Source organism: Pelatocladus sp. BLCC-F211 (assembly GCF_041928655.1).
GTDB lineage: Bacteria > Cyanobacteriota > Cyanobacteriia > Cyanobacteriales > Nostocaceae > Pelatocladus.
Genome location: NZ_JBHFLM010000227.1, coordinates 1 through 22,917, shown reverse-complemented (window position 1 = coordinate 22,917; position 22,917 = coordinate 1). Strand labels below are relative to the sequence as shown.

Below are 22,917 nucleotides of genomic sequence, written 5' to 3'. Positions count from 1 at the left end.
CGTCAAAGTTGCCAGAAGGTAAGGTAGAAGGGGTTTTTGTGCTTAATACTTATTTTGACATCGGTATTTATTTTTTCATTATACTTAGTTCTGCTGTATTGTAAGTATTATTCAGTGTATTTGTCTAATAAATCATCATAGGTTTTATCAAAAATTTATCATTGCTTTACAGAGAAAAAGTAAGTAATTACCGTATCATTGTAAGATTAACGATAGTGATTTTAAAACAAGCAATTAATATCTGAAATTTTAGAAAAAATTTATATTTTTTCTGCATCATCTAAATATAGATAGCTAGAATAAGGCTACTTGCTGGTTTTAAGATTATTTTGTTTGCAGAAATAAAAAACTGATAAATTAAAGGAGCTTTGAAAATATCTTGAAAAGTCAAAAATAAAACTATACAAACTCATTAGAAAAAGAAAATTATCAAAATAGGCTGTTTGGCTTCAGACCAGTCTCAAGCTTGGTATATGCTACAGGCAGAGTAGTATAAATTCCTGATTTTGCCCTAAAAATTTGTTTTTAGGACTTACACGGCGAAAAATGCGGCTAATAATTATTCTCATTTTACTATTAGTACTGACTGCATGTACTACCAGTGTACTTGCACCACCTAGTCAGTTAGTGGAAAAAGCGATCGCACTCCAGTTAGAGAAAACGCAACAGCAACTCAACCAACAGCTGGATCTTGATTTCCAGGGGTTTCAAATCAAGCACCTGTCAATTACTCAAGAAAAACCTCTGACAATCCAAAATCTCATTACCTACCAAGTTCGTGGTACCTACAATCTCACCTTCAAGCTACCAAAACGAAAATTAACACAACCAGACAAACCGTTTGAAGTCTATCTACAACTGCAAAAAGAAGGTAAGACATGGCGGTTACTGCTTCCAGAACAGAGTCGTAAAAATGCTGAAACTGTTTGGCACAGTTATCTTATACAGTAGTACTCCAGCACAGTAATTTTGATAGGTTTGTAGTAAGGACTTTAGTCCTCAAGAAAGGACTAAAGTCCTTACTACGAACTCTTTTAGCCTGTCAAAATCTTTGTGGCAGACATAAAACCCTTGACAATTGACCCTTGACCCTTGACTATTAACAATTGACTCTTGAACCTTGACCCTTGACCAATGACTAAATCAATTCGTGTAGTTGCCCGTATCAGCGCTCATCCAGAAAAAGTTGAAGAACTCAAAGCTGTTTTTTTAGAATTAATTGAGCCTACTCGTCAGGAGAATGGTTGTATCAAGTATGAATTGCTGCAAAACCAGTCTGATCCTACAGAATTTACCTTTGTCGAAGAATGGGCTTCTCATGAAACCTTAGATGCTCATCTTGCTTCAGCACATATTCAGACAGCAGTAGCTAAACTCCAAGACTTGGTTGCTAGTGACATAGATATTCGTCGTTACAATCTGCTAGCTTGACTGAGAGTCTTCATTACAAACCGTAGATTCGGTAGTGTTTTGTGTAGAAGATTAGCAACTTTCAACGCAGAGTATCGCAGAGTATCGCAGAGTATCGCAGAGTGAGCATAAAGATAAAGAGTGTCAATATCAACGTTATAGCGAAGCGTAACACACCCTACAACTTGATTTTATCCATTTTCCTTAATTAAACGTCACTACAGAACGAATTGATTCACCCTTATGCATTAAATCAAAAGCATTGTTAATCTCTTCAACTGGCATGACATGGGTAATCAAATCATCAATGTTAATTTTACCTTCCATGTACCAGTCAACTATTTTCGGTACATCTGTACGTCCCCTCGCGCCACCGAAAGCTGTTCCTTTCCAAACACGTCCAGTTACAAGTTGAAATGGGCGGGTGCTAATTTCTTCACCTGCACCAGCCACACCAATAATTACACTGACACCCCAACCTTTGTGGCAACATTCTAAAGCTTGGCGCATGACTTTGACATTACCAATACATTCAAAACTGTAGTCAGCACCACCTTTAGTTAAATCAACTAAATAAGGAACCAAATCACCTGCAATTTCCTTGGGATTAACAAAATGCGTCATCCCAAATTTTTCAGCTAAGGCGCGTCTATTGGGGTTAATATCTACCCCGACAATCATATTTGCTCCCACCATCCGCGCTGCTTGGACAACATTTAAACCAATACCACCCAAGCCAAAAACGACTACATTCGCTCCTGGTTCGACTTTTGCCGTATTGATAACTGCACCAATACCTGTTGTGACGCCGCAGCCAATGTAACAAACTTTATCAAAAGGGGCATCTTGGCGAATTTTAGCAACAGCAATTTCTGGTAGTACTGTATAATTAGCAAAGGTAGATGTACCCATGTAGTGTAGAATTTTCCTACCATCAATCGAAAAGCGACTTGTACCATCAGGCATAACACCTTTTCCTTGGGTGGCGCGAATCGCTTGACAGAGATTGGTTTTGAAACTTAGACAATATTCACACTGACGGCATTCGGGAGTATAGAGGGGTATAACATGATCCCCTGGTTTGACACTGGTGACGCCTTCTCCCACTTCAACAACAACACCAGCGCCTTCGTGTCCTAAAATTGCTGGGAATAATCCTTCTGGATCTTTACCAGAAAGAGTGTAAGCGTCTGTATGGCAAACTCCACTGGCTTTGATTTCTACCATGACTTCCCCAGCTTTGGGGCCTTCTAATTGTACAGTCTCAATAGTCAAAGGTTTGCCTGGTTCGTAAGCCACTGCTGCTTTTACTTCCATGATCGCTCTCCTGTTTTGTTTGCTCAATCGACATGATCTGAGTTTATTGCAAACAAATCTAGGGGTGAAGGGTAAAAAGAATTGAAATTTGAAATCTCTTTTCCCTTTAATCTTCCCCTTTCCCAATTGAAAATATTCTCTAGCTAGCTTTGTTTGTGGGTTTGGAATCGCCACAGCAGAGCGATCGCCATCATCACGGTCGGTAATAAAACTATAATTAAGGCATTGATTGATGTTGCAGGGATGAATAGAAAAGGGCCTGCATACTTAATCAATAACGAAATCACAGCAGAGAGTAAAAATACCTTTAAAAGAAATCCAAGTTGATTTTTCATAGAAAGTACGGCTATTCACATTGTTCTGGGCGGTAGACACGATAACGAATTGTAACATCCAATTTTTACAATAAATATCAAGTAGAGCAAAAGCAAACTCTCTGCTTGCACACCTCTTATGATCTATTTGCCAGTTTCACTACTACTATTTCTGCTGCTATTACTACTAGTTCCTTTTCTTTGGTTTGTGCTAGCAGTAGATGTAGTACAAATCGCAGTAGCCAAGTTAGGTTTTTCTCCTAATATGGCTTTTCTATTATTGACGCTGATCATTTTAGGTAGCACCATCAATATTCCTTTGTATCGCGCTCAATCTCAAATTGTTGTCGCCAATGACTTTATTGATTTGTGGTTAAAGGAGTTTTGGGGAATTCCTTTGAGGAAAGTGCAACGTTCCACTGTCATAGCCCTCAATGTTGGTGGTGGTTTAATTCCTGTACTAATAGCACTGTATCAATTTACGCAAGGAAATATATTAGCTATTTTGTCTGTTACTGCAATTGTGAGCGCAGTCAGCTACTATGCAGCGCAGGTAGTACCTGGAATTGGTATACAAATGAACCCTTTACTAGCGCCCTTAGCAGCTGCTGTGTCAGCTATGTTAATTGTCCCTTCCCATGCTGCTCCCGTTGCTTTTGCAGGTGGTATTTTGGGAACTTTAATCGGTGCTGATTTATTGCACCTCAAAGATATTGTCGCTAAAAGTTCAGGAGTATTGAGTATTGGAGGTGCGGGTGTATTTGATGGTATCGCATTGTGTGGCTTATTCGCACTTTTATTGAGTTAGTCATTGGTCATTAGACGCGATGTTCCTCGCGTCTGTACAAGAAATTGGTCATTGGTCATTGGTCATTGGTTATTACAAAGGACAAAGGACAAATAACAAATAACTAATAACTAATGACAAAAAACTTTCTATTGGAGAATAAAGCAAAAATGCCTGTAGAAACTAATAATAACAAACAAATTAAACCCCCAAGGATACGCCAGTTTGGTGGTAGCTTGCTGATCCTTTTGACTCTATTGTTTATTCTTAACTTGATTGTTCCTAGCTTCCTTGGCCCCAGGATACCGCAAGTCCCCTATAGTGATTTTGTTGCTCAGGTAGAAGCAGGTAAAGTAGATCGGGCGGTTGTGGGTAGCGATCGCATTGAATATTCGCTCAAAACTCAAACCCCTGATAGTAAACCAGCAGAACAGGTTTTCCAAACCACACCCATAGCAGTTGATCTGGATTTACCTAAGATTCTTCGCGATCATAATGTGGAATTTGCTGCACCACCACCAAACCAAACTGGCTGGATTTCCACTATCCTCAGTTGGGTGATACCACCATTAATTTTCTTTGGAATTTGGGGCTTTTTACTTAATCGTAGTGGCGGTGGCGGCCCTGCGGCGCTGACAGTTGGTAAAAGTAAAGCGCGGATCTATTCCGAAGGAACAACAGGCGTTAAATTTATCGATGTTGCTGGTGTAGATGAAGCTAAAGCCGAACTAGAAGAAATCGTAGACTTCCTAAAAAATGCTGCTAAATACACTCGCTTGGGTGCAAAAATCCCCAAAGGTGTACTGTTGGTAGGGCCTCCAGGAACAGGTAAAACACTTTTAGCCAAAGCTATTGCAGGAGAAGCTAGTGTACCTTTCTTCAGTATTTCTGGTTCAGAATTTATCGAGTTGTTTGTGGGTGTAGGTGCGGCCCGTGTCCGTGATTTATTTGAACAAGCCAAACAACAAGCACCCTGTATTGTCTTTATTGATGAATTAGACGCCTTGGGTAAATCTCGTGGTGGTGCAGGTCAAATCATGGGTGGTAACGATGAACGGGAACAAACCCTCAACCAGTTACTCACCGAAATGGATGGTTTTGATGCTAACACTGGCGTCATTATCATCGCCGCTACCAACCGTCCAGAAGTCCTTGATCCAGCTTTGCGTCGTCCCGGACGTTTTGACCGCCAAGTAGTTGTGGATCGTCCTGATAAAATTGGTCGGGAAGCAATTCTCAAAGTCCATGCCCGCAACGTCTTGTTGGCTGATAATGTAGATTTGGGGATAATTGCCGTTAAAACTCCTGGTTTTGCGGGAGCAGACTTAGCTAACTTGGTGAATGAAGCTGCATTGCTGGCTGCACGCCAAAATCGTCAAGCGGTAGTCATGGCTGATTTCAACGAAGCGATCGAGCGTCTGGTGGCTGGTTTAGAAAAACGCTCTCGTGTTCTCAATGAAACTGAGAAGAAAACCGTAGCTTATCACGAAGTTGGTCACGCCATTGTTGGTGCTTTGATGCCCGGAGCTGGTAAAGTTGAAAAAATTTCCGTGGTTCCTAGAGGCGTAGGTGCTTTAGGTTACACGATTCAGATGCCAGAAGAAGACCGCTTTTTGATGATCGAAGATGAAATTCGCGGTCGAATTGCGATCTTGCTGGGTGGACGTTCCGCAGAAGAAACAGTATTTGGTAAAGTCTCCACTGGTGCTAGTGATGACATTCAAAAAGCTACTGATTTGGCAGAACGTTATATTACTCTCTACGGGATGAGCGATAAACTCGGCCCTGTAGCGTTTGATAAGATTCAACAGCAATTTATTGAAGGTTACGGTAATCCTCGTCGTTCTATCAGTCCGAAAGTAGCTGAAGAAATTGATCGCGAGGTGAAGCAAATAGTAGATAATGCTCACCACATTGCCTTGACAATTTTGCACGAAAACCGTGATTTATTAGAGCAAACCGCTCAAGAATTGTTGCAAAAAGAAATTCTTGAAGGTGTAGGACTACGGGAAAAACTCAGCCAAGCCAAAGCACCAGCAGAATTAGAAGAATGGTTGCAAACAGGTAAAGTCTCAGAAGATAAACCCTTGATGCAAACATTGCTGGTGTGAGAATTTTAGATTAAATCTAAGCTTGAACAGCGATCGCCCCACAAAAGAGCGATCGCTGTTGATTTTCTAAGTAAAATAGCATTAAAATTAGGCATTTATTAATTAAAAAAATACCCATATTTAATTTTGTTTATAAGTGTTCACAAAATTCACAATTTTAATTACAACTTAAGAAAGATGCTTTTGGAGCTAAAATTTAGTTAGCTATTTATAGATTTATTAAACCAACTTTTCTAGCAAATTATTCAAATAAGAAAAATGTAAAGTTGACTACTTTTTAGATTTAAAATAATAGTCATTTTGTCAATCTAAAATCCAAAATCCAAAATCGAATGACAGCGCCCTTGAGTTTGATTAAATGAACGCTTTGTTGAACACTACTATACAATTTGAAAAAATTGCCACAATAGTTACAGAATGTGTAGCACAGTTATTGTGTGCCGAAGTTTTTGTTATAGACCAAGATGCTTATGTGATTGCTAGTAGCAACTCCAAGTTAATTAATTATTCTTTCAACTACATTTATAAAGAAAAAGCTTCTAACTATTTGCGAGTGCCATTATCATTAAATACACAAGTTGGTGAAGTTATTGTTTGCAAACCACGCAACAGTGAAGTAATTTCTTCTCGTTTAGTTCAAGAACTTGTAGAACTAGTAATTAATCAAACTACACTAAGCGATCGCAACCAAGTATATTGTTTAGATGGATTAGGAATTACTGCGTTTGTCGGTATTGGGGATGAGCGTACAAAAATTGAACTAGCTGCTTATTTGCTTAGTCCTCTGAACCACGAACCGGAATTGTTGGCTACTCTTGATACTTTCTTTGCGGAAGACTGCTGTTCCTCTTCGACAGCTCATCGGCTTTCTATTCACAGGAATACTTTGAGTTATCGATTAGATAAGGTGAAGCTGTTAACCGGGCTTAATCCCCGCCACTTCGATGATGCAGTACAAATCCGTTTGGCTTTGCTGCTGCGGAAACTGAACCAAAAATCAAGTAACATTTGAAGCTTCCATCGCCAGGAGGTCTTCTACCTGAGTTATTACTACTTCTGGTATAACGGGAAAATAAAAACCACCAAATTTTATATCACCGAGATTGGTCGTAGAATCTACAAATAATTCTTCTACATCCGTCATCTGTATAAAACTAGGACTGAGAGAACGGTGAATTTCACGGTTCAAAGGCGCCCATCTATATATTGATGCATTTGTAAAAATCACAACGCTCTTTACTTTTAAAGCATCTGCTAAATGTGATACACCCGTATCGTTGCAAACTAGTAGACTAGCTTTACTCAAAAGCGCTGCCATTGCACCTAAACTAGTCTTTCCAGCCAAATCAATCGGTTTGCAACGCATCATTGCCGCTAATGACTGTGTTAAATTTGCTTCTGATGCTATACCAGTAAGCACTACTTGATACCCACTAGCAGCGATCGCATCAGCAACAATTGCAAAGCTTTTCAAAGACCACCGTTTTTCTGGCAAACTAGCACCGGGATGAATGCAGACATATTTATCAGGAATATGTTGTAAAACCCCAAAATCTTCATTTTGCAACGGAAATTCCAGTTCATCTCCCTGAAGTGGTATCCCTAAAAATTCCATCAACCGCAGATGACGCCATATTTCTGGTTCGTTGTGGGGATAAGACAAAAAGTAATCTGGATTCGGGCAATAATGTTCAGGAAGACGGAAACCTGCGTTAATCCGAGCGCCAAGTAAAGCAGTAAAGGAATTACTAATAGTGCCGTTATCATACATTTGCAATGCTAAGTCAAAATGTTGCCCTTGAGCTTTTACCAAAAACTCTGGTAATTTGTGAACTGAAGGTGGTATTTCTAGCATTCCTGGATAGCCAGGAAATTCTAAGAACTGATCAAGATAATGGTTGAAACGTTCTACAAAAGAACGTGCCGAAGCTGGAGCAATGAAGGTAATTTCAGCTTGAGGAAAAGCTGCTCTCAGCGCTCTTAAGGCTGGTACAGTACAAAGTAAATCACTCAAAGCGGGGAGCGATCGCACAATAGCTATTCGACAAGTAGACAGTTGCTTAAGGCATTGAAGTTCGTATAACATGCATCTTTATCTGCAAGGGCAACTGTTTTAAAGTTACATAGTTATGCACTATAGTTCATTGGGCATTTGCCCAAAATATTTTTAGAAGATTTAACTCCGTTGCCATATTTTAATTGTCTTATCCAAACTCCCACTCACCAAAATTTCCCCGGAAGCAGTAAACGCTACTGCTGTCACTGTGTGATGATGACCTGTGAATGTAGCTAATAATTCACCAGTTTGTAAGTGCCACAATTTAATTGTTTGATCAGCGCTACCACTAGCGATAGTTTGTCCATCAGGACTAAGAGCGATCGCATACACTCCATCTCCGTGTCCTTTGAGAGTGTGTAGCAATTCGCCCGTCTCTAATTGCCAAATTTTAATGGTTTTATCTCGACTACCACTGACAAGAATTTTGCGATCGCTACTCATCGCTAAAGAAGTCACAATATGAGAATGACCAGTCAGAGCATGTAATAATTGGGCATTAGGAGCCTTACTTTCTGCTTGTTGACAAACTTGCCATACCTTGATTTTGCGGTAACTACCTGTAACTAAAATTTCTCCGTCTTGGCTCAAAGCTAGAGAATGAGCCGCAGTATCATCCAAAGATAGAGCCACTATAACGCGGCGTTGCATCAAGTCCCAAAAGCAGATTATTCTGTCGTCTCCTCCTGTAGCTACCATACGTCCGTCTGGAGTAAACGCCACACACCGCACCATACCATTATGCTTGTGCAGAATATCGATCAAATCCCTGGCGCCGACGTGCCACATTTTGATTGTAGAATCTGCACCAGCACTTACCAAAGTATGCCCATCTGGACTGAAAGCCAAAGCATTGACTTCATCTACTAATCCAGACAACATCCAAGGATGCTCTGATAAAGTACCTATTAGTTCTCCCTTGGTTAAATCCCATAATTTTGTTTCTCCACGACTTCCACTTGCTACTAAAGTAGAATGGCCGCTATTATTACTTCCTGGATAAAAAGCAAGGCAGTTAATTCCTCTACTATGTCCTTTGAGTGTTTGCCAAAATTGCCAATCTCCAATTATCCCTTTCAGGGGATGCTCTGCTGGTAAAGTTTGAGTTTTTTCTGACACAAATATTTTATCAAATAATGGCGGCGTATCTTCTTTGGTAATTCCTGTTGCTAAATACCAACTCAATCCACCTGCATACAACAAATTACTAGGAAATAGATAAATTTTTGGTTCACTAAATTCAATTTGATTTGTCGGCAAAAAACCAGTAACTATCGCTTGTTTCTCGTAGCCGCTTTCACCATGAGATGGATAAAACAGACATACAAAAATCAAGACTCTGTAATTTCTTATATCTTCTTGAGTAACTGACCATTTAATTTTATTTTTTTTAATCCCATTAAAACTTTCTCCATCGGCGACACAAACAAGAATTTGATTGCTGGGATTGCTGGGATTGTTGAGAAATAAATAAGGAAACTTGCTTTCTCCACGTAAGTTGCCTTCCTCATCCAAAAGCATGTTGTTGATGGCATCTTGTGGCACTTTTTTCACCGACTTACCCAAGCATTGATGCATGATTTGCTCAACAATTTGCTCCCGCAAAATATAATCTTCTGCTTGCTGCTGGAAATATGCATCAAAGGGTATATTCCAATCAGAAAATTCTGGATATTCAGGTGGTACAGGAGGTGGATTTTTACCAATAATTTCTGCTTTTTGGCAAGCAACTGTCAGCATTTTTTCCAGTGCTTCACCTGAGAATGCCATGATTTCAGTGTGACAACCTCTGACTTGAGTTTCTAGCAAAGATACGTCATGAGTCCTTGGTTTTTTCACTCGTTGCAGGAAATCAGCTTGTTGAGCTTTGAGTAAGCTAATCCAATCCATCAAAAACCTCGCAAGGGTACTGCAAACTTCTAGTGCCAGCAATGAGTTGTGCAGATAATTTTAAAAAAATCAAAGAGAATAATAGAGAATTTATAAAAAATTCCCCTAGAAAAAATAGGTAATTTAAGATTTAACTTTTTTGTTATTTTTCCATACGCAGAACAACTTGATTTTATCAATATAGTTCATGTTCTCTGCAAAAATAATCACAGTTTGGCTCTCCGATGAATTAATAGTTACTAAGTAAACTTTGGTATATGGCACCCTTGGAAGGTTAAATATTAATCTGTCAATTTAAATACAGATTTTTTCCAGCTTATTCATAAAAAACTCTTGCATACCTACGTTAAGCTATACTTAGCCACTAATTCAAGTTGATTAACTAGAGTTAACAACATAGTAAGGCAAATAATGTGTATGCATGAACAAACACAACTAATCACCAGACATCAGTAATAGTAGGTGACTAAATTAAAGTTTGCATAGAAGAAATTAGCTGATAGGAGTTTATTCTAACGAAGTAAGAAAAGAAAATACTGTTCGCAAGGAAGCAGTTCGTAAGTAAAAATGTAGATTGCAAATGCTTCGCCCTCAAAGTTTAACCAAAGCGTAACCTTTATTTAATTTGCCTATGAAGATACTCATACGAACAGTGATCGCAAAGAATTGCGATCATTTGCCACTGTTAGACGTTACTATTGTCTTAAATCTGTGATTTCTAAAAAAATAGTGCTGCTATGCACAAAGCATTAACAGCACGAGTAGCTCCTTCACAATTTAACTATGACCTTGTATTAGCTGCGATCGTCACTTCTTTTTGTTTCCCTGGTTCTCCCAGTTGCTTGGCTTTTTCTTTATTGATACTTACCAATACGCCACCAGCATTGTCTGTTCTGACTGTTAGTTGCTCTTGAGCTTTCCAAATCCGGTGAGTTCCTTCTGGTAGTTCGCCTTCATACTCTACTTTGCCATCAACTAATACCTGAACCCAAGATTTTTCTGTTAAGGTCAAACCTATTTGTACCTGTTGAGCGCTATTAAGATTGCTAGTCATGTCGCTAACAGGCTGAAACTTTTGTGATGGATTTACAGTCTGTTGATTCTGTTTGGAAATATTTTGATTATTGTTTGCTGCTTGCAAAGCATTAGCATTCAATAACTGAGATAAACTACCCACAGAACAAAAAATCATCAATATATAAAGTAAATAAAGATGCAGTGGACGTAACTCACCTACCGATTTATTTTTCCAACCAGATTGTAAGCTAACTCGATTAATTCCAACTGGAAAATCACTAGCAAATTCTGAACCATTAAAGCCTAATGCATCAGCAAATTGCCGGATTAAACCCTGAATGTAAACAGGTTCTGGTAATTCTTGTAAATTACCTTCTTCAATTGCTTGCAACAGTCGTCGCGGTATTCTGGTCAGTACAACCATTTCATCTAGTGATAAACCTTTGTCCTGGCGTGAGGAGCTAAGTTGTGCGCCCATGGCTGCTAATTTTTCTCTTCGCTGTTGCTCCAATGGATTTACTAACTCATGCTTGTTTTTTTTGTTTAACCATTTCATCTTTTATTTACACTCCTTAAATCCAGCTAAATCGTTAATAGGAATTTGCTTTAATTTTTTCTAAAAAGCGAATTTCACTTTCTTCTAAGTGACGATATTCACCTTCACGTAATGGTTTACCCCCAGGCGATCGCAGTTGAATTTTACCTATGGCAGTACGATGTAATTTAATTACTGGGTGTCCTAATTGTTCAGCGACACGACGAATCTGACGATTTCTCCCCTCCTTTAAAATGATTTCCAAACAAGTAGTATCGGCAAATTTTTCGATTAATTTCACCTGTGCTGGTCGTGTTTTTCTCCCATCTAACAACACACCCTGACGCCAAGTGCGTAGTACTGATTCGGTCGGATGCCCTTCTACTAAAACCTGGTAAGTTTTTGGGATATTATGACGTGGATGGGTTAGCCAAAATGTTAACTCTCCATCGTTGGTAAGTATAATTGCTCCTGTAGAGTCTGCATCCAAGCGACCAACAGGGTGAATACCCTGACCAGAATGTAATTCTGTTGGTAATAGATCCAAAACAGTCTTTCTTCCGTGGGGATCGTGGCAAGTGGAAACTACACCTACTTCTTTGTGCAGTAGCAGATACACTAAAGCTGGACGTTGATCAGGTGATACTGACTTACCATCAACAGTGATTGTATCTTTTTGAGGGTCAACTTTTTGACCCAAGTGCGCCAATTCGCCATTTATCCGCACGCGCGATCGCCTAATCATGTCTTCGGCTTGACGGCGTGAGGCAATACCCCATTGGGATAAAATTTTTTGTATCCTTTCCTCCATGCGGAAATTACTTGACTTTGAGTCAATAGTAAAACATACAGCTAATTGCACAAAACTTTACCTTTGCGGTTTGTAGTTAATCGCCGCAAATGATAAAGTTAAGAGTTGTTTAAATATTTATAGATTTGTAAGTAATTAATCATAAGTAATCAATAAAGTGGTAGATGGCACAAAACAATTTAGAAACACAAACTTCCAGCAAAAAAGTTCGCATTATTACGAACGTACTGACGACAGCACTCAAATTATGGCTGAGATCCCAGGTCAGCCAAGTATCTCAATTGGAAGTCGAGATCAAAGCGAGCGATCGCCAAATTCTCTCTGGTTGCATTCCTTGGGTGTCGATTTTTGCTAGTCATGCGGTTTATCAAGGTCTTCATATTACCCAAATTCAACTTGTAGCCAAAAATATTCGGATCAACATTGGTTCAGTACTCAAGGGTCAGCCATTACGGCTGTTAGAAACTGTACCAGTAATTGGCGAACTAGTAGTGGAAGAAGATGAACTTAATGCCTCTACTTCATCTACTTTATTATCGACTGCCTTAAATGATGTACTGGATAAACTTTTACCAGAACAGTGTCCAAAATCCAAGTCAATTTTTTACCAAAAAATTATTCTTGACAACAGCCGGATTATACTTCATGTTTTCCAACCTCCCGAAAACAGTTCCACAGTCTCACAAGTTTGTGCAGACATCAAGTTACTAAGTAGTCGTGAGTTACAGTTATCGCACATCCAAGCTAAAGATACTATGGGGGTAGTGCTAGAAACTCATGATGGATATTATCTCAATTTGGGTTCTGATGTTGATATCCAACAACTAAAGCTGATCAGAGGAAAGTTAGTTTGTCAGGGGCGAATCAATGTTAACCCTTAACTAATGTTGTCCAGTGTCCAGTGTCCAGTGTCCAGTGTCCAGAGTCAAGTGTAATAACAATAAATTATTGACTATTGACTATGGACAATTGACCATTGACTCTCTGCCCTAATCTAGTTATATTCAGCTAGCTGGTGATCTACTTCCAAAACTGAACTGACTAGATAAGCATCTAGGAACCACAAACGCTTATCAACGACCATAGAAACTTCTGCGTAAAGATAGGCTGTATCTGCATCCCCCAAAACAGCCGTACGATCAATGTTTTCCCAGAGCAAATTTCCGTAGATAGCCAAACGCTCTGCGATCGAACTCACATGATCTTTACCTTCTATAATATTAAAGGGATATTCAGGTAAAATTGATAGACCTGCTGCACTCCGAGCAGTACCAATTGCCAAACCCCCAAGAGTTGTGACTCTGTGTGCAAGCAAATCGATATACACATCTAACTCTGTGGCGATTTCATTAAACAACTCGTGTAGGTTACAGGATTTTGTCATCCCAACATTCCAATGAGCCTGCTTGATTTGAGTCTTGAGATCGATAGTGGTTGCAAGCGTTTGATTGAGAATATCGATCAGTTGCACTCGAACTTGTAAAGGTAGACTAATTCCAGTTTGATCAAGGCTTTTACCGAGAGGTTCGCTACTACCGTTCATTAGATTTCCTTAAAGAAGAAAGGATCTAGTGGTATAACGCCCAGCTAGCGCTTTTGGCACAAGTATCTGTTAAATTGCTCTTCAGACTTTTGCTTAAGCTTTAATCCCCCGTCACACCTAATATTTGCCTCAGCATTTTTGAGGGGTCTGTGGGGATAGGGTGGATGGGGTAATGGAGAGAAAAAGTATGATTGCTCATCTCCCCATCTCCCAACTTTCCCATCCCTCCATCAATTTTTGGGTTGTAGACAGCTAGCTACTACTTGGGGCAAAAATAGGGGGGATTGCTAGGGCTGAACACCACTAGCCGAGGACAATAGGGATTTTAAATCTTTCTATCTAAAGGTATAGAAACTTGATTGTTGCTGTATAGATGATTATTGCTTTTTTAGAAAATTATTGCTATTTTTTCCGGATTTCTTTGGGCGTGACTCCCAATATACGCTTAAAATGCCGCGTAAATTGGCTTTGATCCGCAAAACCAACTATAGAGGCTACTTCAGAAATTTTTAGTTTATTTTGTAGGAGCAACATCTTAGCACGCTCAATGCGGCAGTGAATTACGTACTGATAAGGAGAAAGCCCTGTGGATTGTTTGAATAATCGGGCAAAGTGGTATCTACTCATGCCAACTTCCTGAGCCATTGCTCCTAGCAGCAAATCTTCTGCCAAATGATCAATGATATACTCCGTTACCCGTTGTAGCTTATGTCTGGGTAAACCACCACGATAGTTTTGCAGAGAATGTTTCGGTGCAGAGTAGTGTTGCAATAAGTGTGCTGATAATACTGTTGCCATAGAATCAGCATACAGACCACTAACCAGGCTATTGTATTCTAGCGCTTTTTTGAGGGCAAGGGTAATTTGATAAATTAATGGATCAGGTTTGGAAAAGTGTGGTGTTACCTCAACCGCGTCTGAATCAATAGATTCGTAAGCTATTTTTGCTACGAAATTAGAGTCTAAAGTCAAAGCAATAAACTCAGACTCCTCTATAGTAGTTGCTCTGTGAGTTACGTAAGGCGGTATTACTGCGACGTCTCCTGGCAAAGAGTTTTCGCTTTTATGGCATTCTCCCAGCCACCTTTGCAATTCTAACTGGCATTTTAGCCGAATTACAAGCACATAATTCGTAGAGTAATGTTCAGGGCTTTCGTAGGCAGGTTGGATGTGATACTCCAAACCCAGATTTTTCCATCCAGATTCATGACTTGATAATATGGGCGACTTGGTGAGGACATGCTTACGAGCATCTAATCTAGTCACATCAATGGCCAGGGACTTTTCCCCTTGCATTACCTTCTCCTTTGCCGCTGGGCTGTTACTGCCACTTTCTTTCAAAACAGTACTTGTATAAGTACGAAGTGGTTAATGAAATGCAGCCTAGAAATAAACACAGCTTCTTGTAAAATAGCAAGACAGCCGCTTTTCTCAATTTATTGAGACAATAATTATCTTCTCCTAATTAAAGTATATTTTTCAGAGTTAATTACCCAAATAAATTATTCAAATTTGTAATATTTACCATCAGGATCACTACAAATTAAAATAGATTTATTACAATTTGGATTCGCTTTATCCCTTCTGGTAAACTTCTTACTTACGCATCTATCATTAGTCTCATCTTTCCGAAAAATTTCGATCCTCTTGTTTTGTAAGCCTTAAAACTGTTGGCTTATCTGACTTAAACCTCGTCCATCTTGAAAAGAGGAGTTTTTCAAAAAGGACATTATGTAGGTTGGGTGGAACGGAGTGTAACCCAACATTAACCAGACTATAATGTTGGGTTTCGCTGTCGCTACACCCAACCTACAAAACTACTTAAAACTGTTGGCTTATCTGACTTACTTAACAAATTAGCTATATTTTTTATAGATAAATCGATAAAAAGTCAATCTTAATGAGAATCCAAAATTTAGATTTAATCTTAATATTTTTTGTGAGTAATTACTATCTTAAATATTGAGAAATATCAAAATAATGTCTCTAATATCTCTACTAGGAGAACAAAGGGAATAATTTTTATCAAGATTGTTGGGAAATGGTATAACGCACCAAAAAGTTGGGATGGTGCGTTAGCCTGGGGTATAACTAATAACTAAATCAGCAACGGTAATATAAGGGATACAAAATAGTAAACTAAAGGAGCAGTAAAAATGTAACTATCAGTACGGTCTAAAATGCCACCATGACCGGGAATTAATTGTCCTGAATCTTTTACTCCAGCATCCCGCTTGAGCATTGATTCTGTCAGATCACCTAAAAGACCAGCTACACCAATTAACAAACCTAAAGTCAAACCAGTAATAGGATACTTGGGCCAGTTAAAATAATAAGCCACAGCAAATGCAACGAGGACACTCGCCGCAACACCAAACACAGCACCTTCTACAGTTTTTTTCGGGCTAATATCAGATAAAGGGGTTTTGCCAAAAAATTTACCAAAAGTATAAGCACCAATATCTGCTGCCCAGATGCAGAGGAAAGTCAGCATTGTAGCAGTTAGACCGTCTGGTAAAGAAACTGAATGTTTGTGTGCAAATAAATCTGACCAACTTGGCGGCCAGTAGCCTCCCAAGGGAAGATTGCTGGCTGTTGTATTAAACGCTCGTAACCTTACCCAGTAACTCGGCAAATAACCAGTGTAAAAAAGCCCCAAGATTGAAGCGGAAATATCCGCGATCGTCGCAATTTTGGGTTGAAAGAGCAGATAAAAACAGATAAAAGTACCTGCTATTGGCATGACAGCATCAGCCAAATTTCCATCTAGCGTACAAATTGCTAGGAGAATTTGACTAACAAGCATCGTAGTTTTCACAGTGGGAGCTATGCCTTTAGCTCTAACTAAATTAAAGAATTCTTTTTGACCTAAAAAGATGATCATTGCAAATACGATGGTAAAGTACCATCCGCCCAAAACAGTTGCCGATAAAGCGACAACGATCGCAACAATTCCACTAAAAATTCGAGACCAAGGCATAACTAGGGACTAAAGAATAGAAATATCTAGCCAAGTGCCGAAAACCCGTAAGGGCAAAACTAGGAAAGCTAAGAAGTGATTCTTAGAATCCCCATCCGTTTTACAGTGGGGAGGATGTCAATCGAGCTTTTCACCACTAAGGATAAAAATTGGATCGACAGCACTGAAAGTTTGAGAAAAACCGCGTGTTTCCAAGCGGTTAATCGCAGACTGCACAACTTCAATATTTCTCGCTTGTAGTTGAGCAAAGCTTAGAGAAATTGCATACAGACTTTCTAGATTAGCAGCTGTGGCGACTACTCTGCCTGATGGTGGCAAATAATGCCAAACTGCTTGCAAAATTTCTTTGATGGCTCGTCCACCTTCTATACAGACACGGTGGGGTGTTTCTTTGAGATCATGCAAACACTCAGGGGCGCTACCTTCAATGACTTCAACATTTTTGACTTCAAAGCGATCGCAGTTACGACGGATGAGGTTAGCAACTTCTTCATCTCGTTCCACGGCAATGATTCGCCCTTTGGGACATAGCAACCCAACTTCTACAGGAATAGTACCAGTACCCGCACCAATATCCCACAAAACAGTGTTGGGTAATAAACGTAATTGGGCAATCAACAACAGTCGAATTTCTCTCTGACTGAGGGGAATTCCCGGTAAATGCTCGAATAAATCATCGGGAATACCAGGACTAATATAAGGCCAAAGTTGAGGTGGCATACAAGTTTAATTAGGAGGTTTTGTAGCATCTTCCAACCATCTTAGGGCGGTTATTCCCACAGGAAGTGTGGAAAATGATTTGCCAAAATTAAGAGTAACGAGAGGTGAAGGTCATGAAATTTTCAATACAATCTCTTTATAATTGGTATCGCGACTTAATTCGTAGCCCTAAATACCGTTGGTGGGTGATTTTAGGAACATTGCTATATTTTGTCAGCCCCTTCGATATAATTCCAGATATTTTCCCGATTGTGGGGGAAATTGATGATGTTTTTCTTTTAACTTTGTTAGTAACTGAGGTATCAGGGCTGGTAATTGAAGGCTTCAAAGCGCGTCGAGGTACTGTAGACGCCAATGTAGATACCCAAGCTGCTAATACTACTCAGGATTCAACCTCCGGCGCCACTGTGGATGTTGATGCAGTTTCTGTTAAGTAATTTACAACTGTGATCTTAAAATTAAGTAACCCTCTTCTGTTGCCAAAATGGCTTGGGAAGGGGGGTATTTTTTATACAATTTTGGATTAAGCTAACCATCAACAACCAACAAATTATTTATGAGCGATCGCCAAATTATAGGATTACTACCAGCAGGTGGACTGGCAAAACGAATTTCTCCTTTACCACTGAGCAAAGAATTATATCCTGTTGGGTTTCAAGATTTTGGTGATCAACATAATTGGCGACCAAAGGTAGTTTCTCACTATCTGTTGGAAAAAATGCAACTAGCAGGTATTAATCAGGCATATTTTATTCTGCGTCCGGGAAAGTGGGATATTCCGGAATATTTCAGGGACGGTAGAATGCTTTCTATGAACTTGGGCTATCTAATTATGGATTTGCCTTATGGTGTACCATTTACTTTGGATCAAGCTTATCCTTTTGTTCGGGATGCGGTGGTAGCGTTGGGTTTTGCTGATATTTTGTTTCAACCCCAAGATGCATTTGTCAAGGTATTGGCACGTCAACAAGCAACTAAAGCAGATGTGGTTTTAGGATTGTTCCCCACCAACCAACCAGAGAAAGCTGGTATGGTTGAGTTCGATGATACAGGTAGAGTGCAGCTAATTATCGAAAAACCTCCTCAGTCAGATTTGCATTACATGTGGGGTATTGCGGTTTGGACACCCGCTTTTACTCAGTTTTTACATGAGTATCTTATTCCTCTCAAGGCAAATCCTAATTTGTCACAGTTACCAGAAATACCGATAGGAAATATCATTCAGGCTGCAATTACTCAGGGTTTTCACGTACAAGCTGAAACGTTTGTTGATGGAACCTATCTAGATATTGGTACACCCAATGATTTAGTGCAAGCTGTGCGATTGGGTGTTGAGGGAGTGTGAGTTTTGGGCATTGGGCATTGGGCATGGTTAACAACCAACAACTAACTATTGATTTTGAAGGTATGTTAGAGCTTCTGTGGTTTCTACTTGGGGAAAATGCTGATAAAAATTGCTAACACTGGCAAATGGTTCTGGTCTGGCTAAAACAATCACGCGATCGCCCCATTGATGTAACCAGGGTAATAATCTCAGAGGTGCAACAGGCGCACATAACCAAATTTCTGCGGGAGAAAGTTTTCTGATTGCAACCGCTGCTGCTGCTATTGTCATTCCTGTCGCAATCCCATCATCAACGATAATCACTGTGGCGCCTTCTGGATTAACCTGTGGACAAGCAACACTTAATTGCGCTTCCAAAGATTTAGCTTGATAAATCGCTGCATCCAATGAAGTTTGATGCGATCGCAAATTTTGTCTCTGGTAGGATCTTCTTGGCTGGGACCAAATTACACTACCACAGGCAGTGACTGCACCAATTGCCAATTCTGGATTTTCTGGATGGCTAATCTTTTTCGCTACTAATATCGTTAATGGACAACCCAAAACACGCGCAACTGGTGCAGCTACCTCTAGTCCTCCTCGTGGTAAAGCATAGACAATAGGTACAGGCTTGATTTCAGATTCAGACGCTTGTTTAATTAAGGTTGCCTGAACAACTTCCGCTAGTCTCTCTCCAGCTTGAGTACGATCAGTAAAAAGCGGGGTATCTGACATTGTTTTCCCCCAGTACATGAAGCTACCATTGCTTTGATCATGACTGAATTTCTGTTAAATTAAACAAATTTCCCATTTTGTTAAACTTAGAACAGTTTGAGTCGCACAAAGGTTCAGAAATAGCGCAATGAAAGTATAATTTCGTAGTATTAGTATCAGCAGGCATAAGATGCGGCGCTGCTGGACTGAACGTGCAAGTTTTTGGGTAAATATTTAACTCAGCTTAAACACCTTGTGCTTAGATTAATATTAAAAATTTCATGAGCAGCGAACATCAACTCAATCTTTTTGGGGAATCCAATGTACAGGAATCTAGTTTTGACAAAAAAGAATTGATTCCCACAGATGCCAAAATTCCCATTCCAATGGGAACTTATGCTGATATGATCGAATTAGCACAGCATTGCAACCAATGTCATCGGTGTGAATTAGGAAAGACTCGCATTCATACTGTTGTCGGACGCGGTAATCTCAAAGCGCCAATCATGGTTATAGGTGAAGCACCTGGACAAAACGAAGACGAAACAGGGCTACCATTTGTTGGTCGGGCTGGGCAGCTTTTAGAAAAAATTCTCCAATCTGTCAAACTAGATACAGAAAAAGATGTATATATAGCCAATATCAATAAATGTCGCCCCCCTAACAACCGTGTTCCTACTAATGAAGAAATTGAGGCTTGTAAACCTTACTTATTGGAACAAATTCGCTTGGTAGACCCGAAAATCATACTTTTGACAGGTGCCACTGCTGTCAAAGGTATAATTGGCGATAAACGAGGAATTACTCAAATTCGCGGAACTTGGATGGAATGGGAAGGACGTTTATGTATGCCGATTTTTCATCCTTCTTACTTGCTGCGTAACCAATCCCGTGAAGTTGGCAAACCAAAATGGTTGATGTGGCAAGATATTCAAACAGTGCGTGCTAAATACAATGAAATGATGGGGATTAAAAGCTAGAGCATCGATTACACAATCTATACTTTAAGGAAATTGGTACTGTACAAAATGTCAATCACTTACCAAGTCAAGTTATCTTTGATTTTTGATAATCCAGTACCAATTTTCTAGTTCTGAGGAGCGATCGCATCCACATATTTTGATGATTAACTATCTGTTTGTTTGAGATTCAATCGTAGTTGTTAAACGTTCTATTGCGTCGGTCAATCTTTCTTGGGCTATAACTGCTGGATCAACTGCACTTGCTTCAGCAGCCTCACCACTACGAACGAATCTTTTCTTTGCTTTTTCAAAAGCACGAATAATCAGGAAAATACAAAAAGCAATCACTAAAAAGTTGATGATTGCAGACAGAAATACACCGTATTTGATGCCATTGATTGATAAATTTTGTAAGTCATCTACTCTTGCTGATTTGAGTACAGGATTTAAAATGACAGGTGTAATGATATCTTCCACAAGGGAATTGATGATTTTGCCGAAAGCAACTCCGATAATGACTGCCACAGCTAAATCAATGACGTTACCTTGCATTAGAAACTTACGAAAGTCAGCCCAAAAGCCATTACTACGCGCCATAAGTCTCTTATCCTTCTTAAATTATCGAATTTTATTTAGTTCAAGTTGATTATTATACAGTTTTTAGGGCGGCAGTATGTCAAGAATGATTTCGGAAAGTGGTATACGAATCGGGTATAAAAATTAAATTAATTTTATTTTTTCATGAAAGCGAAACAATATGCTATACATTGGTTTTAGACTTTGTACTTCTTGAAAGTCAGGTACTGCTGATCCTCAAAAATTTGCTTTTGTTGACTTGCTTGGAGGAGTTTTTCCTGCGCGACAATCTCTTAACCACGTTTTAATCCCTTGAGCAACAATACCGTTACTACTATCCTGTGGCGGTGTGGGAATTTCTTGTTTAGGATCAGAACCAGTCCTAGAAAACATCATTACCATCCACCAACCATTATCAGCTTTTGTTAAAAATAGCCAGTGAAATTGTTGTAATTCCACAACTTTTTTACCAATATACCGACGTTCTAAAGTAGTAAAAAACACCTGATTAACATCTTTAGCAGTATATTTTAATTCCTTGGGGATATCTCCGCTTGAGTTTAGGGGTAGTGGTGTAAATTCCGGTCTTCCGGCCATTAACACGTAACTAAAAACATCGATTTTTCTGCTAGTGCGGCGGGCGCGTTGAATCACACGATTGGCATAGCTAGGTAAATCCAGCAGGAGCTTTGTAGTTAATAATTCAATACTTTGCTGTGAACAAAAAGATTTTTCTCTGGTTGTTGGCGAAGACTTAGGATTTTGGGCAAATGCTTGGTAAGTAAAGCAATTTAAAATGAATAACCAAAAGCCAAAAGCTACGATCCACAAACTATAACTAGATTTCTTACAAAATTTGGGTAAAGGGTAAAGTAGAAAGATTAAAGGGTTAGCATTTTTCTCTTTTCCCTTACCCTTTAACCCTTTCTCAATTCTTTGATATCTATTTTTTTTAGCTTTGGAATTCATGCCACAGTTGCTAACTCCTCGCAAATTTTTTTCCAGGCTAACTCAGGTTCAACAGCAGCAGTAACGGGACGCCCAATCACAAGGTAATTTGCCCCTGCTTGTAGTGCTTGGCTTGGGGTAAGCGATCGCTTTTGATCTCCTTTTTCTGCCCAAGTTGGACGCACCCCTGGACAAACTAACAAAAACTCATTTCCACAACTATTTCGTAGTTGTGCCACCTCTTGAGGAGAACAAACCGCCCCATCCAACCCCACTTCTTGCGCCATCAATGCCATTTCTAGTGCATACTCTGGCAATTCTAAGGGAATTTTTAAATCAAATGCCAACTGTCGCGAAGAAATACTAGTTAATAGTGTAATGGCAATCAGTTTTGGTGGTTCCACCCCTGCTTGTGCTGCTCCTGTTTGTACTGCCTCTGTTGCTGCCTTGAGAGCATCTCTACCAGCTGTAGCGTGAATTGTCAGCAAATCAACACCATAACGTGCCGCAGCCCGACAAGCACCAGCAACGGTGTTCGGAATATCATGAAACTTCAAATCTAGGAAAATCCGCTTTTGCCGAGATTTTAACTCTTGCAGAATTGGCGGCCCTGTGCTTGTAAACAATTCCAAACCAACTTTCCAAAAGCCGACTTGTGGCAATCGTTCAATCAAGGCGATCGCATCTGCAATATTTGCCACATCTAAAGGCACAATAATTCGCTTGTCTGTGTTCATTACTGGTGTAGGGATCGGGGATTGGGCATGGGGCATGGGGCATGGGGCATGGGGCATGGGGCATGGGGCATGGGGCATGGGGCATGGGGCATGGGGCATGGTGAATTGGGCATTGGGAATGGGGCATGGGGGATTGGGCATGGGGCATGGTCGATTGGTCATAGT

23 protein-coding genes are annotated in these 22,917 nt (G+C 39.7%); 9 read left to right on the top strand and 14 right to left on the bottom strand.

Translation table 11 applies throughout. From position 1 onward, the window contains the following. Positions 1-546: 546 nt before the first annotated feature. Positions 547-951 carry a hypothetical protein gene (locus tag ACE1AT_RS27075; protein WP_374874052.1) on the top strand — a complete coding sequence of 135 codons (405 nt, stop codon included), beginning with the start codon at positions 547-549 and terminating at the stop codon, positions 949-951. A gap of 183 nt (positions 952-1,134) precedes the next feature. Further along, a complete protein-coding gene (locus ACE1AT_RS27070) occupies positions 1,135-1,431 on the top strand; it encodes a putative quinol monooxygenase (RefSeq protein WP_374874050.1) in 297 nt (98 codons plus the stop codon). 183 nt (positions 1,432-1,614) lie between these two features. On the opposite strand, the gene ACE1AT_RS27065 is transcribed toward ACE1AT_RS27070, so the two are convergent. Both ACE1AT_RS27065 and ACE1AT_RS27060 read right to left on the bottom strand, forming a co-directional pair. Continuing rightward, the gene (locus ACE1AT_RS27065; RefSeq protein ID WP_374874048.1) at positions 1,615-2,727 is read right to left on the bottom strand and encodes an S-(hydroxymethyl)glutathione dehydrogenase/class III alcohol dehydrogenase; all 1,113 of its coding nucleotides are present in this window, start codon (positions 2,725-2,727) and stop codon (positions 1,615-1,617) included. 143 nt (positions 2,728-2,870) lie between these two features. Then, a complete protein-coding gene (locus ACE1AT_RS27060; protein WP_374874046.1) occupies positions 2,871-3,062 on the bottom strand; it encodes a hypothetical protein in 192 nt (63 codons plus the stop codon). A 118-nt stretch (positions 3,063-3,180) separates the two neighbouring features. On the opposite strand from ACE1AT_RS27060, the gene ACE1AT_RS27055 reads away from it, so the two are divergent. The 3 genes from ACE1AT_RS27055 (at position 3,181) to ACE1AT_RS27045 (ending at position 6,951) form a co-directional block, all read left to right on the top strand. After that, complete coding sequence (locus ACE1AT_RS27055; RefSeq protein WP_374874044.1) at positions 3,181-3,849, top strand: DUF1614 domain-containing protein; 669 nt, start codon at positions 3,181-3,183, stop codon at positions 3,847-3,849. Positions 3,850-3,998: 149 nt separating this feature from the next. After that, a complete protein-coding gene (ftsH, locus tag ACE1AT_RS27050; RefSeq protein ID WP_374874042.1) occupies positions 3,999-5,939 on the top strand; it encodes an ATP-dependent zinc metalloprotease FtsH in 1,941 nt (646 codons plus the stop codon). A gap of 358 nt (positions 5,940-6,297) precedes the next feature. Continuing rightward, entirely contained in the window at positions 6,298-6,951 is a 654-nt protein-coding gene (locus ACE1AT_RS27045; protein ID WP_374874040.1) for a PucR family transcriptional regulator, read from the top strand. Here ACE1AT_RS27045 and ACE1AT_RS27040 read toward each other — a convergent pair. The 4 genes from ACE1AT_RS27040 to ACE1AT_RS27025 form a co-directional block, all read right to left on the bottom strand. Continuing rightward, positions 6,937-8,025 (bottom strand): glycosyltransferase family 9 protein, encoded by a 1,089-nt coding sequence (locus ACE1AT_RS27040; RefSeq protein WP_374874038.1) that lies wholly within the window; start codon positions 8,023-8,025, stop codon positions 6,937-6,939. The genes ACE1AT_RS27045 and ACE1AT_RS27040 overlap by 15 nt on opposite strands. A 90-nt stretch (positions 8,026-8,115) precedes the next feature. Then, positions 8,116-9,885 (bottom strand): WD40 repeat domain-containing protein, encoded by a 1,770-nt coding sequence (locus ACE1AT_RS27035; protein WP_374874036.1) that lies wholly within the window; start codon positions 9,883-9,885, stop codon positions 8,116-8,118. 781 nt (positions 9,886-10,666) lie between these two features. Then, positions 10,667-11,458, bottom strand: a complete 792-nt coding sequence (locus tag ACE1AT_RS27030; RefSeq protein ID WP_374874034.1) for a helix-turn-helix domain-containing protein — start codon at positions 11,456-11,458, stop codon at positions 10,667-10,669. Positions 11,459-11,492: 34 nt separating this feature from the next. After that, on the bottom strand, positions 11,493-12,248 hold the full coding sequence (locus ACE1AT_RS27025; protein WP_374874032.1) for a pseudouridine synthase: 756 nt from the start codon (positions 12,246-12,248) through the stop codon (positions 11,493-11,495). A gap of 164 nt (positions 12,249-12,412) precedes the next feature. Here ACE1AT_RS27025 and ACE1AT_RS27020 point away from each other — a divergent pair, with 164 nt between their 5' ends. After that, on the top strand, positions 12,413-13,129 hold the full coding sequence (locus ACE1AT_RS27020; RefSeq protein WP_374874030.1) for a DUF2993 domain-containing protein: 717 nt from the start codon (positions 12,413-12,415) through the stop codon (positions 13,127-13,129). 113 nt (positions 13,130-13,242) lie between these two features. Here the strand turns inward: ACE1AT_RS27020 and dps are convergent, their stop codons facing one another. From dps to cbiT, 4 genes are all read right to left on the bottom strand, one after another. After that, positions 13,243-13,791, bottom strand: a complete 549-nt coding sequence (dps, locus tag ACE1AT_RS27015) for a DNA starvation/stationary phase protection protein Dps (protein WP_374874028.1) — start codon at positions 13,789-13,791, stop codon at positions 13,243-13,245. A 402-nt stretch (positions 13,792-14,193) separates the two neighbouring features. After that, positions 14,194-15,087 carry a helix-turn-helix domain-containing protein gene (locus tag ACE1AT_RS27010; RefSeq protein ID WP_374874026.1) on the bottom strand — a complete coding sequence of 298 codons (894 nt, stop codon included), beginning with the start codon at positions 15,085-15,087 and terminating at the stop codon, positions 14,194-14,196. 802 nt (positions 15,088-15,889) lie between these two features. Further along, positions 15,890-16,771, bottom strand: a complete 882-nt coding sequence (locus tag ACE1AT_RS27005; RefSeq protein ID WP_374874024.1) for a phosphatidate cytidylyltransferase — start codon at positions 16,769-16,771, stop codon at positions 15,890-15,892. A 117-nt stretch (positions 16,772-16,888) separates the two neighbouring features. Further along, positions 16,889-17,491: a precorrin-6Y C5,15-methyltransferase subunit CbiT gene (gene cbiT, locus ACE1AT_RS27000; protein ID WP_374874022.1), complete on the bottom strand. Its 603-nt coding sequence runs from the start codon at positions 17,489-17,491 to the stop codon at positions 16,889-16,891. A 113-nt stretch (positions 17,492-17,604) separates the two neighbouring features. On the opposite strand from cbiT, the gene ACE1AT_RS26995 reads away from it, so the two are divergent. Both ACE1AT_RS26995 and ACE1AT_RS26990 read left to right on the top strand, forming a co-directional pair. Beyond that, entirely contained in the window at positions 17,605-17,928 is a 324-nt protein-coding gene (locus ACE1AT_RS26995) for a YkvA family protein (protein WP_016863590.1), read from the top strand. Between the two features lie 119 nt (positions 17,929-18,047). Beyond that, positions 18,048-18,836, top strand: a complete 789-nt coding sequence (locus tag ACE1AT_RS26990) for a sugar phosphate nucleotidyltransferase (protein WP_374874020.1) — start codon at positions 18,048-18,050, stop codon at positions 18,834-18,836. Between the two features lie 45 nt (positions 18,837-18,881). Here ACE1AT_RS26990 and ACE1AT_RS26985 read toward each other — a convergent pair whose 3' ends face one another. Further along, positions 18,882-19,550, bottom strand: a complete 669-nt coding sequence (locus tag ACE1AT_RS26985; protein ID WP_374874018.1) for a phosphoribosyltransferase — start codon at positions 19,548-19,550, stop codon at positions 18,882-18,884. Between the two features lie 260 nt (positions 19,551-19,810). Between ACE1AT_RS26985 and ACE1AT_RS26980 the strand changes: the two genes are divergently transcribed. After that, on the top strand, positions 19,811-20,509 hold the full coding sequence (locus ACE1AT_RS26980; RefSeq protein WP_374874016.1) for a uracil-DNA glycosylase family protein: 699 nt from the start codon (positions 19,811-19,813) through the stop codon (positions 20,507-20,509). Positions 20,510-20,659: 150 nt separating this feature from the next. On the opposite strand, the gene mscL is transcribed toward ACE1AT_RS26980, so the two are convergent. The 3 genes from mscL to pyrF form a co-directional block, all read right to left on the bottom strand. Next, positions 20,660-21,088, bottom strand: a complete 429-nt coding sequence (gene mscL, locus ACE1AT_RS26975) for a large conductance mechanosensitive channel protein MscL (RefSeq protein ID WP_374874014.1) — start codon at positions 21,086-21,088, stop codon at positions 20,660-20,662. 216 nt (positions 21,089-21,304) lie between these two features. Then, complete coding sequence (locus tag ACE1AT_RS26970) at positions 21,305-22,036, bottom strand: hypothetical protein (protein ID WP_374874012.1); 732 nt, start codon at positions 22,034-22,036, stop codon at positions 21,305-21,307. Then, on the bottom strand, positions 22,033-22,752 hold the full coding sequence (pyrF, locus tag ACE1AT_RS26965) for an orotidine-5'-phosphate decarboxylase (RefSeq protein ID WP_374874010.1): 720 nt from the start codon (positions 22,750-22,752) through the stop codon (positions 22,033-22,035). Before pyrF ends, ACE1AT_RS26970 begins: the two co-directional genes overlap by 4 nt. Positions 22,753-22,917: the final 165 nt, after the last annotated feature.

Excerpts from the sequence above, each read along its gene's own strand:
- ACE1AT_RS27055 (WP_374874044.1), top strand. The coding sequence starts at position 3,181 with ATGATCTATTTGCCAGTTTCACTACTACTATTTCTGCTGCTATTACTA.
- ACE1AT_RS26990 (WP_374874020.1), top strand. The coding sequence starts at position 18,048 with ATGAGCGATCGCCAAATTATAGGATTACTACCAGCAGGTGGACTGGCA.
- ACE1AT_RS27030 (WP_374874034.1), bottom strand. The coding sequence starts at position 11,458 with ATGAAATGGTTAAACAAAAAAAACAAGCATGAGTTAGTAAATCCATTG.
- ACE1AT_RS27010 (WP_374874026.1), bottom strand. The coding sequence starts at position 15,087 with ATGCAAGGGGAAAAGTCCCTGGCCATTGATGTGACTAGATTAGATGCT.
- ftsH (WP_374874042.1), top strand. The coding sequence starts at position 3,999 with ATGCCTGTAGAAACTAATAATAACAAACAAATTAAACCCCCAAGGATA.
- ACE1AT_RS26970 (WP_374874012.1), bottom strand. The coding sequence starts at position 22,036 with ATGAATTCCAAAGCTAAAAAAAATAGATATCAAAGAATTGAGAAAGGG.
- ACE1AT_RS27040 (WP_374874038.1), bottom strand. The coding sequence starts at position 8,025 with ATGTTATACGAACTTCAATGCCTTAAGCAACTGTCTACTTGTCGAATA.
- ACE1AT_RS26980 (WP_374874016.1), top strand. The coding sequence starts at position 19,811 with ATGAGCAGCGAACATCAACTCAATCTTTTTGGGGAATCCAATGTACAG.
- ACE1AT_RS27075 (WP_374874052.1), top strand. The coding sequence starts at position 547 with ATGCGGCTAATAATTATTCTCATTTTACTATTAGTACTGACTGCATGT.
- ACE1AT_RS26995 (WP_016863590.1), top strand. The coding sequence starts at position 17,605 with ATGAAATTTTCAATACAATCTCTTTATAATTGGTATCGCGACTTAATT.
- dps (WP_374874028.1), bottom strand. The coding sequence starts at position 13,791 with ATGAACGGTAGTAGCGAACCTCTCGGTAAAAGCCTTGATCAAACTGGA.
- ACE1AT_RS27035 (WP_374874036.1), bottom strand. The coding sequence starts at position 9,885 with ATGGATTGGATTAGCTTACTCAAAGCTCAACAAGCTGATTTCCTGCAA.
- ACE1AT_RS27020 (WP_374874030.1), top strand. The coding sequence starts at position 12,413 with ATGGCACAAAACAATTTAGAAACACAAACTTCCAGCAAAAAAGTTCGC.
- ACE1AT_RS27025 (WP_374874032.1), bottom strand. The coding sequence starts at position 12,248 with ATGGAGGAAAGGATACAAAAAATTTTATCCCAATGGGGTATTGCCTCA.
- mscL (WP_374874014.1), bottom strand. The coding sequence starts at position 21,088 with ATGGCGCGTAGTAATGGCTTTTGGGCTGACTTTCGTAAGTTTCTAATG.
- ACE1AT_RS27060 (WP_374874046.1), bottom strand. The coding sequence starts at position 3,062 with ATGAAAAATCAACTTGGATTTCTTTTAAAGGTATTTTTACTCTCTGCT.
- ACE1AT_RS27045 (WP_374874040.1), top strand. The coding sequence starts at position 6,298 with ATGAACGCTTTGTTGAACACTACTATACAATTTGAAAAAATTGCCACA.
- ACE1AT_RS27065 (WP_374874048.1), bottom strand. The coding sequence starts at position 2,727 with ATGGAAGTAAAAGCAGCAGTGGCTTACGAACCAGGCAAACCTTTGACT.
- cbiT (WP_374874022.1), bottom strand. The coding sequence starts at position 17,491 with ATGCCACCTCAACTTTGGCCTTATATTAGTCCTGGTATTCCCGATGAT.
- pyrF (WP_374874010.1), bottom strand. The coding sequence starts at position 22,752 with ATGAACACAGACAAGCGAATTATTGTGCCTTTAGATGTGGCAAATATT.
- ACE1AT_RS27005 (WP_374874024.1), bottom strand. The coding sequence starts at position 16,771 with ATGCCTTGGTCTCGAATTTTTAGTGGAATTGTTGCGATCGTTGTCGCT.
- ACE1AT_RS27070 (WP_374874050.1), top strand. The coding sequence starts at position 1,135 with ATGACTAAATCAATTCGTGTAGTTGCCCGTATCAGCGCTCATCCAGAA.
- ACE1AT_RS26985 (WP_374874018.1), bottom strand. The coding sequence starts at position 19,550 with ATGTCAGATACCCCGCTTTTTACTGATCGTACTCAAGCTGGAGAGAGA.